At 48.2% G+C, this 12,711-nt stretch carries 13 protein-coding genes and 1 pseudogene; 5 read left to right on the plus strand and 9 right to left on the minus strand.

Annotated elements, in window-relative coordinates; genetic code table 11:
- The first annotated feature begins 6 nt into the window (after positions 1–6).
- Positions 7–1,245, plus strand: a complete 1,239-nt coding sequence (locus HRE53_RS12655) for an IS256 family transposase (RefSeq protein WP_235106803.1) — start codon at positions 7–9, stop codon at positions 1,243–1,245.
- Between the two features lie 37 nt (positions 1,246–1,282).
- Here HRE53_RS12655 and HRE53_RS12660 read toward each other — a convergent pair.
- From HRE53_RS12660 to HRE53_RS12680, 5 genes and pseudogenes are all read right to left on the minus strand, one after another.
- Positions 1,283–1,666 (minus strand): annotated as a pseudogene (locus tag HRE53_RS12660) (cation diffusion facilitator family transporter); the annotation flags it as partial.
- A 231-nt stretch (positions 1,667–1,897) separates the two neighbouring features.
- Positions 1,898–2,092, minus strand: a complete 195-nt coding sequence (locus HRE53_RS12665; protein WP_235110845.1) for a hypothetical protein — start codon at positions 2,090–2,092, stop codon at positions 1,898–1,900.
- Between the two features lie 70 nt (positions 2,093–2,162).
- The gene (locus HRE53_RS12670; protein WP_235110847.1) at positions 2,163–3,221 is read right to left on the minus strand and encodes a metal ABC transporter solute-binding protein, Zn/Mn family; all 1,059 of its coding nucleotides are present in this window, start codon (positions 3,219–3,221) and stop codon (positions 2,163–2,165) included.
- Between the two features lie 289 nt (positions 3,222–3,510).
- Complete coding sequence (locus tag HRE53_RS12675) at positions 3,511–3,834, minus strand: hypothetical protein (RefSeq protein WP_235110849.1); 324 nt, start codon at positions 3,832–3,834, stop codon at positions 3,511–3,513.
- Between the two features lie 157 nt (positions 3,835–3,991).
- Complete coding sequence (locus HRE53_RS12680; RefSeq protein ID WP_235110851.1) at positions 3,992–4,825, minus strand: DNA adenine methylase; 834 nt, start codon at positions 4,823–4,825, stop codon at positions 3,992–3,994.
- Positions 4,826–4,920: 95 nt separating this feature from the next.
- Between HRE53_RS12680 and HRE53_RS12685 the strand changes: the two genes are divergently transcribed.
- The 3 genes from HRE53_RS12685 (at position 4,921) to HRE53_RS12695 (ending at position 7,239) form a co-directional block, all read left to right on the plus strand.
- Positions 4,921–5,127 (plus strand): DUF751 family protein, encoded by a 207-nt coding sequence (locus HRE53_RS12685; protein WP_212663754.1) that lies wholly within the window; start codon positions 4,921–4,923, stop codon positions 5,125–5,127.
- 66 nt (positions 5,128–5,193) lie between these two features.
- Positions 5,194–5,610 (plus strand): 30S ribosome-binding factor RbfA, encoded by a 417-nt coding sequence (rbfA, locus tag HRE53_RS12690; RefSeq protein ID WP_235110852.1) that lies wholly within the window; start codon positions 5,194–5,196, stop codon positions 5,608–5,610.
- 12 nt (positions 5,611–5,622) lie between these two features.
- Positions 5,623–7,239 (plus strand): glycoside hydrolase family 3 N-terminal domain-containing protein, encoded by a 1,617-nt coding sequence (locus tag HRE53_RS12695; protein WP_235110854.1) that lies wholly within the window; start codon positions 5,623–5,625, stop codon positions 7,237–7,239.
- A gap of 37 nt (positions 7,240–7,276) precedes the next feature.
- Here HRE53_RS12695 and HRE53_RS12700 read toward each other — a convergent pair whose 3' ends face one another.
- The 4 genes from HRE53_RS12700 to hpf form a co-directional block, all read right to left on the minus strand.
- On the minus strand, positions 7,277–7,738 hold the full coding sequence (locus HRE53_RS12700; RefSeq protein ID WP_212663757.1) for a hypothetical protein: 462 nt from the start codon (positions 7,736–7,738) through the stop codon (positions 7,277–7,279).
- Between the two features lie 2 nt (positions 7,739–7,740).
- Positions 7,741–9,549: a biosynthetic-type acetolactate synthase large subunit gene (ilvB, locus tag HRE53_RS12705; protein ID WP_235110856.1), complete on the minus strand. Its 1,809-nt coding sequence runs from the start codon at positions 9,547–9,549 to the stop codon at positions 7,741–7,743.
- 143 nt (positions 9,550–9,692) lie between these two features.
- Complete coding sequence (locus HRE53_RS12710) at positions 9,693–10,982, minus strand: MFS transporter (protein ID WP_212663759.1); 1,290 nt, start codon at positions 10,980–10,982, stop codon at positions 9,693–9,695.
- A 215-nt stretch (positions 10,983–11,197) separates the two neighbouring features.
- Positions 11,198–11,836, minus strand: coding sequence for a ribosome hibernation-promoting factor, HPF/YfiA family (gene hpf, locus HRE53_RS12715; protein WP_212663760.1), 639 nt, complete (start codon positions 11,834–11,836; stop codon positions 11,198–11,200).
- A gap of 147 nt (positions 11,837–11,983) precedes the next feature.
- Here hpf and lipB point away from each other — a divergent pair, with 147 nt between their 5' ends.
- Positions 11,984–12,706 carry a lipoyl(octanoyl) transferase LipB gene (gene lipB / locus HRE53_RS12720; protein ID WP_315876494.1) on the plus strand — a complete coding sequence of 241 codons (723 nt, stop codon included), beginning with the start codon at positions 11,984–11,986 and terminating at the stop codon, positions 12,704–12,706.
- Positions 12,707–12,711: the final 5 nt, after the last annotated feature.

A 12,711-nucleotide genomic window follows, 5' to 3' on the forward strand; every position in this document is an offset into this window, starting at 1 on the left:
CGCATCATGTCTAGAAAGAAACAAGTACCCAATCGAGTTGATGAGCTATTGGATGAACTCATTGGAGAGAATCCACAGCCAGAGGATATTCTGGGCGAATCAGGACTGCTCAAACAACTCAGCAAACGCCTAGTGGAACGAGCCTTGGCAGGTGAATTGACTCATCACCTGCATCAATCCTCCGTCGATGAGCGTTCTCATGGCCCTAGAAACAGTCGCAATGGTTACTCGAAAAAGACCGTCCAGACTGAACAAGGAGAGATGGACCTATCGATTCCTCGCGACCGTTGCAGTGAGTTTGAGCCTGTCCTCGTGCCCAAAGGCCAGCGACGTATCGCGGGACTCGACGAGAAAATCATCGCCTTATATGCTCGTGGCATGACCACTCGTGATATTCGAGCTCAATTGGTGGAGCTGTATGGGGCCAATATCTCTGAGGGTCTGATTAGTGACGTCACCAATAGTGTCATGGAGGAGGTTAAAGACTGGCGCTCAAGACCATTGGATGAGGTGTATCCGATTGTCTATCTCGATGCCCTGTATGTGAACATCAAAGTCAATGGCCAAGTCAGCAAGCGAGCCGTCTATGTCGCGCTAGCGGTAACTGTGGAGGGAAACAAAGAGCTGTTGGGATTATGGATAGGGGCTGCCGAGCGGGAGGGAGCAAAATTCTGGCTTTCAGTGCTCACAGACCTTAAAAACCGAGGCGCTCAGGATATCTTGATTGCTTGCTGTGATGGTCTCAAAGGCTTTCCCCAGGCGATTGAATCGGTCTATCCCGATACTCAAGTTCAAGTTTGTATCGTTCATCTCATTCGCAATAGTTTGCGCCATGTGCCTTGGAAGGAAAGTCGAGCCGTAGCTGCAGACCTCAAGCCCATTTATCAAGCGGCCACTTTGGAGGAATCTGAGGCTGCCTTGGATGCGTTTGCCAACAAATGGGACCAGACGTATCCTGGCATCAGCCAAATCTGGATACGGCATTGGGATAATATTGCTCCGTTGTTTAAGTACCCAATGGCCATCCGAAAGGTTATCTACACCACTAATGCCATTGAGTCGCTCAATCGCTCACTGCGAAAGGTGATTAAGACCAAAGCTGTCTTCCCGAATGAAGAGTCTGTCTACAAATTGATGTTTCTGGCGATGAGGAATATCTCGAAGAGATGGACCAGACCAATTTTGAATTGGAAGGCGGCGCTGTCCCATTTTGCTATTCTGTTCCCAACACGATTCAACTATTGAATACGTTACGGCTTACACAAAAATCTAAACACTCTCCATTAAACTGAATAGCTTGGGGTTGAAAAAACCGACCGACTGATTCAAATGCCATAACAAACGCAATGACCGCCAGAGCAACAGCACTGGCAAACCCACCTAGTACACTGACTTTGCCGGTACCGAAGGTATATCTGTCATCATTTGCATGTTGGCGAGCATAGCGATACGCAAACACTGTGATACCGAATGCTGCTAGGTGAGTAGCCATATGCCAGCCATCTGCCAACAGGGCCATAGAACCCAAAATAGTACCCGCTACAATCTCTGCAATCATCGTGGCTGCAGTTATAAGCATCACGATCTTGGTATTTTTCTCCGCTTGATTCTGATTAACCGAGAAGTCGTGAGAATGTTGCCAATGATCAAGGGTTTGAATATGCATTGAATCTCTACATCCTTGAGTTGAGGACTTTACCAATCAGTATTCCTGAATTTTAAATACCCCTAAGAGATGGGGTGAGAGGAGGGAGTGATACAGCGCTCAATTGCGCTTCACAGAAGTTAGATTGTGAGTTATGAAAATGTTGAGGGTTTCTAGCAGCAACGACTAAGGAAGCATCGCCAAAGTTCATCGGTACATCTCTATATTGGGTCATGAGAGCTTCAACCTAATTCAACTATTGAGCATTGAAGGGATATAGAACCAGCACTCTCCGCTGGCAGAACATCCAAAGGCTTGCTGAACGATGCCAGCCCACTCTCCAAGCCAGTCAATGGCTTCGGTAAAACAAAGCAAGGGCTGTTCTAAATCTGAGATTGTTTCTACACAGCGGCGATAATTCCTATCTTGCTGATTAATCAGAGCCATGAGAGGAGAGGGATAACGAGATAGTCCTAGGGGATTTGACCTCGGTTTCTCACCTGTTTACAGGGACCGTTCAATTACGATAGGCAGTATATTGTCCTCCCAAGCCTTTGACGATGGTTTCGGTGTTGGCGATCAACATGGTTTGATAGGTGCTGCCCCGGCTGTTTTCTTCTCCCAACGAATCCGCAAATAACTCAGCGGATGCGATTTGAACACCCGCTTCTTTAGCAACCGTTTGCATGAGTTTGGGGGTTTCACCGGATTCTACAAAAATGACCGGAACTTTGGCCGTTTTGATATCTTCCACTACATCCTTAACTCGGGCCGCAGCCGGTTTTTCTTCTGTACTGAATCCCTGTAATGCTCCTTCCAAAGTGAGTCCATAGGCGTTGGCGAAGTAAGCTAAGGCTTCATGGGTGGTAAACAGTTTGCGCTGCTGCTCCGGGATAGTCTGAATTTGTGCCTGAATCCAAGTGTCTATTTCCCCTAATTCAGTGACCATTGCTTTTGAGTTTTGAGCATAGGTATCCGCTTGATCAGGGACAAGCTGAGTTAAACTTTCTTCCAACACTGTCACTATCTCAACACCTTGCTTAGGGCTATGCCACACATGAGGGTCAGGCGTTAGATCATCTTTTTGGGCATTTTCTTCATGTTTTTCATCATCATGATCTTCCTCTGCATGCCCGTGATCATCTTCTCCTGCATGGTCATCTTCTTCAGCACCATGATCATGGCTGGCACCCAATAGTGGCTGCGGAACTGCTTCTTCAGCCACTGCCACTTTAATCATGTCCGCTGAAGTCGCTTGGATCGCTTTTTCCAGATTGGGCTCTAGACCATACCCGTTATAGAGAACAAGTTGAGCCTGTTCTATGGCTTTGCGATCGCGTGATGAAAGCGCATAGGCATGGGGGTCTACTCCTGGTTTGATCAGACAGGTGAGGTCAATCGTTTGCTCAGCAATTTGTTGGGTTAGATCACACAGTACGGAACTAGTGGCGACAACTTTAGGGAGATTTGAAGAGTCTTTGGAGTCAGGGGCAGAAGAACCACAACTGTTACTCACCAAAGCCATTACCACTAAGTAAATAGGCCATTTGAAAGAAGTGATCTTGGGATGAACCATGAAATTAAAATGATAATGATACTCATTCCAATTCAGCATAGGTAGAGAGTTTCGAGTTGTCAATCACGGAACAATGTCTCTAGAAACGCACTTCGAGAGAGTCTTAAAGGGGCTACCGCATAAATACTCCAACTCATCCATTAGTCGTATGCAGTAAACACTCGAAATCAATCAAGATCCGCAGGAAACGGGTGATCAACAAAAAAAAGAGCTGACTGCAGGAAAAGATGCCCTGACAATCAGCTCTAAAGTGTGTGAGGTATGTGTGTTTAGCGTTTTGTTATCTCAGTTAGCGAATATGGGGGGCACCATTAGGCCCCCGCTTAATCACCTGTAGATTTTTTGGAGATTGAGCAGTATTTTGGCGAATTTCCCTAGGTTGAGCAATCTGAGCCGCACCATGAGAACCACGAGTGACAATATTTGGGAATCCTTTGGCAGAGCTGCTAGGTCGAACTTGAGCATCTTGAGGAATGCGATCTACTTTGACTTGGCGGGCTGCACCATGAGGGCCACGGGTAACAGTAATCGTTTCAGCAGTAGCAGGGGAAATAAAGCCCAGACCCAAGACGGTTAAACCAGCTAAGATAGCGACTTGATTATTGCGTGTCATATTTGTCTCTCCAACTTCAATGACTTCAATGTACGGGGAGTATCTGAAGCTGGAATGATGATTGTCTGGGTGAGTTCCTGTAATTTGCTGAAGAGGCGATAAGGGATTTATGAGAAATCTGAGTGGTCTACTCAATCTCCCATAGTCCTGAATCACTTCACCAGGATGTCACTAATATCTCAGTAATCTTGCCGCGCTTTTGGGGATTGGAGTTGATAGCCCGAGACGCTTGAATCGAGTAAATGTTGAACCCCTGGTAAAGATCGCGGATAAAAGGGCAATCCGAATTAGATAGCATCACCTGCACCCCTCGATTCACTAATTCAGTAAATACCTGAGCCAATTTTGTTTGATCCTCCGCCGTAAACGCACCTTTTGAATAGGCCGTGAAATCGCTCGTAGCACTGATGGGGTGATAAGGCGGATCAAAATAGACAAAATCTTGGGCCGACTGAGCAACCTTCAAAATCGATTCAAAGGGCTGTTGACGGATCTGAACAGCTTGGAGAACTTCTGAAACAGCCTTAAGCAGAACAGTGTCACAAATTTTCGGTTTTTTATATCGTCCCATCGGCACATTGAATTGCCCTTTGGAATTCTCCCGATACAGGCCATTGAAACAGGTGCGATTGAGATAAATAAATCGAGCAGCACGCTCAGCTGGCGTGGGTGGACTAAGGGCACGAATTCGGTAGTAGTAGTCGTGGCCATGCTGGCAAGCATGGGTTTCTAGAGACTTCAGTACGTCATCAATCTGATCACGAACGCAAGTATAGACATTGACCAATTCAGGATTCACATCGGATAGGACCGCCTGCTCCGGCTGTAAATGGAAAAAGATGGCGCCCCCTCCCAAGAAAGGCTCATAGTAAGAGCCAAAGTATTGAGGGAAATGAGGAGTGTACTGAGCGATTAATCGACCTTTTCCCCCTGCCCATTTGAGAAACGGACGGGCGGAAGATCGCGCTTGAGTCGGCAATGGGCTAGACATGAACAGGCAACCTCACAATATAGAAGGTTAAAGCTTTGGGTTAAGATCAGTCCTATGAATCCGAGAAATCAATAATATAGATCGACTCAATAACTATGGGTGACTTTTTTAAGAAACTCTCCTCGTATCCCAAACTCTTTTTGGCGATTGTCGTTGGGGTATTTTGGACTTTCATCAAGCCTCTGCAAGGGTTTACCAAGAATCCAGTCACTGGCATCGCTGCCCTGGGAATCATCGTCGGTGGCTTTGCTTTCCTCAGCTTCACTCTCAGTGCCATGATGGGGCTGACTCCATTAAACTAGGCGTTGGGGAGACAATATTAATCTATTAGCGGTTTCATCTCATTGAAGATGGAGGAGTAAAATCTGATGGCTACAGGACGACGGGTTTCTCGCGTTGCCGAACTGATCAAACGCGAAGTCAGCCTCATGCTGTTACATGGCATCAAGGATGATCGAGTTGGGTCCGGCATGATTAGCGTTACGGCGGTAGATCTATCGGGTGATCTTCAGCATGCCAAGATTTTTGTCAGTATTTACGGCACAGAAGAGGCCAGAGCAGAAACGATGGCTGGTTTAGAATCAGCCACGGGTTATGTTCGCAAACAACTGGGGCATCGCATCCACCTTCGCCGCACGCCAGAAGTCATTTTTTGCGAAGATCGTTCCTTTGAAGACGGCAATCAGGTGTTGTCATTGCTCCATAAACTCGATCATGAGCGCCAGAGTAAACCTGCTGACCCAACTGAAAAGCCCCCTGTGGGATCCGTCGAAGCTGATTTCTAATGGGATGAACTTTTGACTCATTTATTACCAGAGCCAGATTCCCTGTCTTTGCCAGAGCAGGTTGCTCAAATGTTGGTCGTCCGAGCCTCCGGCTACCTATTCGATCATCAAATTCAATACCCCAGTTGGGAGCCCAAAGCGGACGTACTCCGCCATTGGCTGACGGACCTGGGAATGGGTGGGGTGATTTTGCTGGGAGGCAGTGCAGGAGAGATTGCCTGTCGCTGTCAGCAACTGCAAGAATGGGCCGCAATTCCCCTATTTATAGCGGCCGATATTGAAGAAGGCGTCGGACAACGATTTTCTGGAGCAGCCTGGTTTCCCCCACCTTTAGCCCTAGCAGGCATGGTTCAATCTGGAACTGCTATAGAGCAAGTTCAGCAGTCTGCCCAGGCCATGGGGGCATGGACAGCACAAGAAGCTTTAGCCATTGGCTTAAATTGGGTTTTAGCGCCAGTAGTGGATGTCAATAACAATCCCCAAAATCCAGTCATTAATGTGCGAGCCTTTGGCGAAACACCAGAGCTGGTCAGCCAATTGGCAACAGCATTTATTCAGGGCGCTCAACCCTATCCCGTTTTGACAACAGCTAAGCATTTCCCTGGCCATGGCGATACAGCTACAGATTCTCATTTGGATTTACCGGTCATCCCCCATGATTTAAATCGGATTCGCAGTCTCGAATACCCTCCGTTTCAGGCTGCGATCGCAGCGAACGTGGATGGGGTAATGAGCGCTCATTTATTGATACCCGCTTTAGACCCGGAATATCCCGCTACCCTTTCTCCCAAAATTCTAACGGGGGAACTTCGGCAAGCTCTGGGATTTGATGGTCTGATTGTCACGGATGCTTTGGTGATGGGAGCAATTGCCAATCAATATGGAGACAATGAAGCAGCAGTGTTAGCAGTGGCTGCTGGAGCCGATATTTTAATGATGCCTGCGGATCCACCGGGTGCCATTTCTGCGGTGTGTGCAGCAGTGGAGCAGGGGCGCATTCCGTTAGAGCAAATTGAAGCATCAGTGGAGCGGATTTGGCGGGCGAAGCAGAAAATTACGAGCTATGAAGTGGAGGATACGAGCTATCAACATGCTTGGGAAACCCATACGCCTCTGCAGATCGACTTAGACCGATTGGGAACAACTGAGGCGATAGAGGCGACTGCCACAATTCTGCAAGGTTCAAAGGTGGTGCAGGGGCGGATCACTTCGGTGCCTGCTCATGCTCGCACGTTGATTATTGTGGATGATTTGTTGGATTGTGAGTTTCTGAGTCGTAAGGCTCCAGCAATTGATCTGCCTCGTAAGTTGAGCTATCAGGTACAGATTGTGGATGGTAATACGCCTGAGATACTTTTAGATAAAGAGGCTCAGCCGACGTTTTTGCAACTGTTTATCCGGGGTAATCCGTTTAGAGGCAGCGCCCAGTTAAGTCGTAAGGCCGAAGCTTGGTTTGAGTTCTTGCTGAAATCTGGGCAGTTACAGGCCTTAGCCGTTTACGGCAGTCCCTATGCCTTAACTCAATTTCAAGCACAGCTTTCTGCTGAAATTCCCTATGGGTTTAGTTATGGGCAAATGCCTTTAGCACAAGAATCGGTTCTCAAAGAGCTTTTTGGTGAAATAGGGTAACTGTAGTGAATGCTGATCAAGCTCCATTCATCACAGTTTAAGCAATATCTATGGGTGGAGAAGGCTGTTGTTGTTTGAGTGCCTTCTGAACCAACTGTTGTAATTCTTGACGAGTAATTTCTTCTCCTGTATCCAAATCACCCGCCGTCTCCAAAAAGAGAATGCTATCCACAGGCTCCAACGCCAACAGCTGAAACAGCAACGGAATCACCGGCACTGGCAATGCTACCAAATCCGCTGACCGACTCGACCGAGTCGCATCTTGCAAATTAGCAAACCCATACACCACCGTTTTCTCCAGCCCTGGCTTTTGCCGATGCTGCAACGTCGTTAACTGCCAATTCCCCTGCAAATTTTGCAGAATATAGTACTGCTCAAACTTCAAATGCTGCTCCGCCAACTCTTTAAGCAACGGGGCAATAATCCGAATCGCAGCAGGCATCCCTCCCTCTTGTGGAGCCTCATCAATCAGTGTTTGCACCTGGGGCTGCAAATCCATGCTTATAACTTCGTCCCACATTCAGGGCAAAAGCTATTCGATGACGTGTTTTTGGCTCCACAGCTACTGCAATAAATTAGCTCTGCCGCCTTTTCCAACTTCTTTTGATCCGGTAATCCTAGCATTTGAGCATTGCTCTTACCTGGAGCCACCATCGGATAGCAGTTTTCATCCCGTGTTACCTGAGCATCTAACAGGTAGGGACCATCGAACGCCAACATCTCAGCAATTGCACTTTCCAAATCGTCGCGTTCTCTCAGGATTCCACCTTTAACACCAAACGCCTCTGCCAATTTTTCAAAATTGGGCATCCCCGCTTCCATATTGGAATTGGAATAGCGCTCGCCAAAAAAGGCTTGCTGCCACTGGCGCACCATTCCCTGCCAGAAATTGTTGATAATGACCGTTTTCACCTTGATGCCATACTGGGCCAGGGTAGCCAATTCCTGCAAATTCATCTGGAAACTGGCATCGCCACTAATACAGATGACTTGATCATTGGGTAAGGCTACCTGCACCCCCATTGCCGCAGGCAAACCATAGCCCATCGTTCCTAAGCCACCACTAGTAGCCCACTGTCGAGGACCATTTTGCAAAAACTGAGCCGCCCACATTTGATGTTGGCCCACATCTGTCGTGTAGTAGGCATGGGGAGCTTGCTTCCTCAGCTCAAAAATCACTTCTTGCGGAGATAACTTCTCTGCCGGTCTGGGTACGGTGAGCGGATAATCTCGCTGCCAACGCTCTACTCGCGATCGCCATTCTTGAGTCTGGACTGGATCAGCAGGCGAAGCCTGTTTTGCCAACTTCAGCATTTCTATTAAGACTGGCTTCACACTTCCCACAATCGGGACAGTAGGGGGACGATTTTTGCCCACTTCTGCTGGGTCAATATCGATATGAACCACCTTCGCCCTAGAGGCAAATTCATCCAGTTTGCCTGTCACCCGATCATCAAAGCGGGCACCCACTGCAATCAGCAAGTCGCATTCACTCACGGCAAAATTGGCATAGGCCGTGCCATGCATTCCCAACATGCCGACAGACAATGGGTGGGTCTCATCAAAGGAGCCTTTCCCCATCAAAGTAGTCGTCACTGGAATTTGGAACCACTCTGCTAGCTCTTTCAGCTCCCCATGGGCACCTGACGAAATAGCCCCACCCCCCACGTATAAGAGAGGTGATTTAGCTGCTCGAATCAGTTCAAGGGCTTGTTTAATTTGGCGAGGGTTACCTTTGACCGTAGGGCGATAGCCTTTCAAGCTAACCGTCCCGGGCTGCACAGGGGTATAGTCAAATTCCTGCTGACCCACATCTTTGGGCACATCAATCAAGACGGGTCCCGGTCTGCCAGTTCCGGCAATATGGAAGGCTTCCGCCACAATCCGAGCCATATCAGCAGGATCCCGGACCACATAAGAATGCTTAACGATGGGGAGGGTAATCCCGAAGATATCGGTCTCTTGAAAGGCATCACTGCCAATCGCGGGTCGATTCACCTGTCCCGTAATCACCACCATCGGAATTGAATCCATATGGGCCGTAGCAATTCCAGTGACCAAGTTGGTCGCCCCCGGACCGGAGGTGCCAAAACACACGCCAACCTGTCCCGTTGCTCTGGCATAACCATCGGCAGCATGGGATGCCCCTTGCTCATGGCGAACCAAAATATGCTTCAGATCGCCACGCTGTTCGGCCTTATAGACCTCATCATAAATTGGCAAAATCGCACCACCAGGATAGCCAAAAATATGTTTGACGCCGTGATTTTTTAGACTATCGAGTAAAGCAAAAGCTCCGGTCGCACGCACAGGAGAACCTCACATTCAGATCCAATTGCAAAAAGAGTATTTATCGTCCGTTGAGAAGTGACAATTGTATAGATCTATATAGTTTAAGCGGAGTGACTTCAACCTGTCGAGAGAAATTGCAGAAGAGTTTACAACAAGAGACGTTAAATCACGTCCTGCAAGACTTTCCGGGTACTACGCCAAACCAAGAAACCCGCCACTACGACGGTGATCCCCATAGCAATCAACACTCGCCGCAGCCCTAAAACATCTGCCAAAATACCGGCAACTGCCAAAGGCACGCTTAAAGCAATATTGACCACATTGTTCTGGAATCCAAACACTTTACCCCGCATATCTGGCGGTGTCTTGACCTGAATCAGAGTCTGCATTGGCACCCCAATCATCGCGGCCCCTATCCCTAAGAACATGCTCAAGCTCAGGCTCAACGCAATACTGAGGTCAACCCCCAACCAGTCTTTATGGATAAACGAAAACAGCATCAGCACCACGCCCATGCTGATAAACCCAAATAGGGGCAAGGGTAAATGGTGAAATCGGTCTCCCCATTGGCCCAAGACACCCGCTCCAATCACCAGGCCCACCCCAGCCGCTGCTAGCAAGAAGCCAAACTGGCTGGGTTTTTCAAAGCCCACTTTTTCTGCTAAACCAATCGATAGAACCGACAGAGCTGCAAAAACGCAATACAGCATCGTCAGCTGCACCATTGCATTACTAATCAACCGATTTTTACGCAGGTAGGCGAAACCTAATTTCAAGTCGCTAAAGGGATGTAAGGCCACCGCTTCGTTATGCTTTTTCTCGCGCAAGGGCAGCATGATCCCCAGGACAATCGCCGACAGCACGTACAATCCGCCCACCAACAATTCTCGACCATTCACACCGCCCCAATTTTGTGACCAGCTTAGCAGGGGATCTCCGACGGCAAAGCCAACGACTAAAGAGCCCATCATCGTCGTCGTAAATAGCGCATTCGCGGGCATTAGGTTACGGGGCTTAACCAACACGGGGATGGCCGCCTGCTCAGCTGGAGCAAAGAACTGGGTCAAGATCGATTCCAAAAACGCGACCGTTAGCAGCAGTGGAAAGAAAGGTAGAGACTTGGGCAACACGATAATGACTAAGGTCAACAAGCCCCGCATCAAGGTTGTGGTCCATAAAATCTGCTTCTTCGACCATCGATCGACAAAAATGCCCGCTGCAGATCCAAAGAACACTGCTGGCAATGTATTGGCAATCATCACCGATGACCGCATGGAGTTCTCAATATTTTCTGGGGGTTGGTAGTCGCCTACCAAGGTAATTAGCAGTACAAAAAAAAACTTGTCCGCTAACTGTGAAATAATCTGTCCCGCCCACAGGACCACAAAGGCCCGATTATCCATCAGGGAACGAAATCCACCGTTAGAGGGTTGGGGGTCAGAAGTCTGCATAAATCCGCATGGTGATGTAATCGGTTGGACTGCGAGGGAAGGTACTCATAGACTGCCCAGTCCCAGGGCAAGACACAACTCAAGCAACCGCAATATTGTACTCAACTAGGGGGCTTTGCCGAAATTATCCTCTCAATCAAGGCCCTCAAGATAGTCCATAAATAGCACTAAACCCCTGACAAAGCAGGGGTTTATATTGTCAGACTTAGCAAACGTTATACGGTTTGAAAATCAGTTTGTTTCGCTTGACCGTTGGTGCTGGGATTACCCTGGCGAGGCTGAATCACCCCATATCCACCATGATTCCGTTCGTAAATTACATTCAGCTGACCCGTGTCTGCATTTTCAAACACGTAGAAATCATGGTCAACCAAGTCCAACTGTTCAAGGGCGTCATGAATCGACATGGGCGCAATAGCAAAGTATTTGCACCGCACCACTTCTTCGGGTAATTCCGGAGCGCGATCGCTGGTCAAATCCCCAATCAGTGGCTGCTCTTCTGTAATTTGGAGAGCAACAGCTTTTGAACGATTAGAACCTTTATTAGGCCCTTTCGTCTGCCGCTTCTCTTTGTACTTACGGAGCTGGCGAGCAATTTTGTCAGCGACCAGGTCAATGCTGGCGTATAGATTTTCTGAACTCTCTTCTGCCCGAATGACAGAACCATTTACAAATAGGGTAACTTCCGCTGTTTGCTTGGTCGTTATTCTAGGATTACGAGCAACCGACAAATGTACATCGATTTCTGTAGTTAAATTCTGATAATGACTGGCAGCCTTTTCGATCTTTTGGTGGACGTACTCACGAATTGCATCGGTGATCTCAATATTCTTGCCATGAATAACAAGCTTCATAGGGTTGCCTCCCCTAATGGTCAGTGTTAACCTCACCCTAACATTTTGTATTCTGCAAGGGGGGACTGTTCTGCTCTGTCTTCAACTTGCTTCGCATCCCGTGATAATTCTTAAATGCTGCCAACCTAGGATTACTGGAAAACACCCTTGATTTCATCACATCCATCGGTTATGGCGTCTGACTCATCTCTCCGTCCTTGTTGGCTGTACCAACTGGGTCTGGTGGACTACCAACAAGCTTGGGATTGGCAGCGGCAACTGGTGTGCGATCGCATTCACAATCCTCAACTTCCCGATACACTGATCCTGCTAGAGCATCCCCCCGTCTATACTCTCGGGCAAGGAGCCAGCCTAGACTTTCTCAAATTCAATCCTGATCAATCGGATCATGCTCTCCACCGCATCGAACGGGGCGGAGAAGTGACCTACCATTGTCCCGGACAGCTTGTGGGCTATCCCATCCTCAACCTCAAGCACCATCAACCCGATTTGCATTGGTATCTGCGGCAGCTAGAAGAAGTGATTATCCGCACTCTAGATATCTATGGATTGGCAGCAGAGCGAATTCCTGGGTTGACTGGGGTGTGGCTAAACAATTGCAAAGTCGCAGCCATCGGCATTAAAGTCAGTCGCTGGATTACCATGCATGGCTTTTCCCTCAATATCAACCCTGATTTGTCTGGCTTTGACCAAATTGTTCCTTGCGGCATCCAAAATCGGGCCGTCGGCAGCTTAACTCAATTTATTCCCAATCTCGACAGTGTAGAGGTTACTGCAACCTTACTCCATCAGTTTGCCCAAGTGTTTGATCTTGCTCTAGTACCAGAGGGTCCTGTGCCCTTCTCTAGTCATGCTCCATCCTCCAATTAATCAGT

The sequence above is a fragment of the Acaryochloris sp. 'Moss Beach' genome, from assembly GCF_021497025.1.
Taxonomy (GTDB): Bacteria; Cyanobacteriota; Cyanobacteriia; order Thermosynechococcales; family Thermosynechococcaceae; genus Acaryochloris; species Acaryochloris marina_A.

Bases quoted from the DNA above. Each gene is read 5' to 3' on its own strand.
- HRE53_RS12655 (WP_235106803.1), top strand. From the start codon at position 7: ATGTCTAGAAAGAAACAAGTACCCAATCGAGTTGATGAGCTATTGGAT.
- HRE53_RS12665 (WP_235110845.1), bottom strand. From the start codon at position 2,092: ATGGCTCTGATTAATCAGCAAGATAGGAATTATCGCCGCTGTGTAGAA.
- HRE53_RS12670 (WP_235110847.1), bottom strand. From the start codon at position 3,221: ATGGTTCATCCCAAGATCACTTCTTTCAAATGGCCTATTTACTTAGTG.
- HRE53_RS12675 (WP_235110849.1), bottom strand. From the start codon at position 3,834: ATGACACGCAATAATCAAGTCGCTATCTTAGCTGGTTTAACCGTCTTG.
- HRE53_RS12680 (WP_235110851.1), bottom strand. From the start codon at position 4,825: ATGTCTAGCCCATTGCCGACTCAAGCGCGATCTTCCGCCCGTCCGTTT.
- HRE53_RS12685 (WP_212663754.1), top strand. From the start codon at position 4,921: ATGGGTGACTTTTTTAAGAAACTCTCCTCGTATCCCAAACTCTTTTTG.
- rbfA (WP_235110852.1), top strand. From the start codon at position 5,194: ATGGCTACAGGACGACGGGTTTCTCGCGTTGCCGAACTGATCAAACGC.
- HRE53_RS12700 (WP_212663757.1), bottom strand. From the start codon at position 7,738: ATGGATTTGCAGCCCCAGGTGCAAACACTGATTGATGAGGCTCCACAA.
- HRE53_RS12710 (WP_212663759.1), bottom strand. From the start codon at position 10,982: ATGCAGACTTCTGACCCCCAACCCTCTAACGGTGGATTTCGTTCCCTG.
- hpf (WP_212663760.1), bottom strand. From the start codon at position 11,836: ATGAAGCTTGTTATTCATGGCAAGAATATTGAGATCACCGATGCAATT.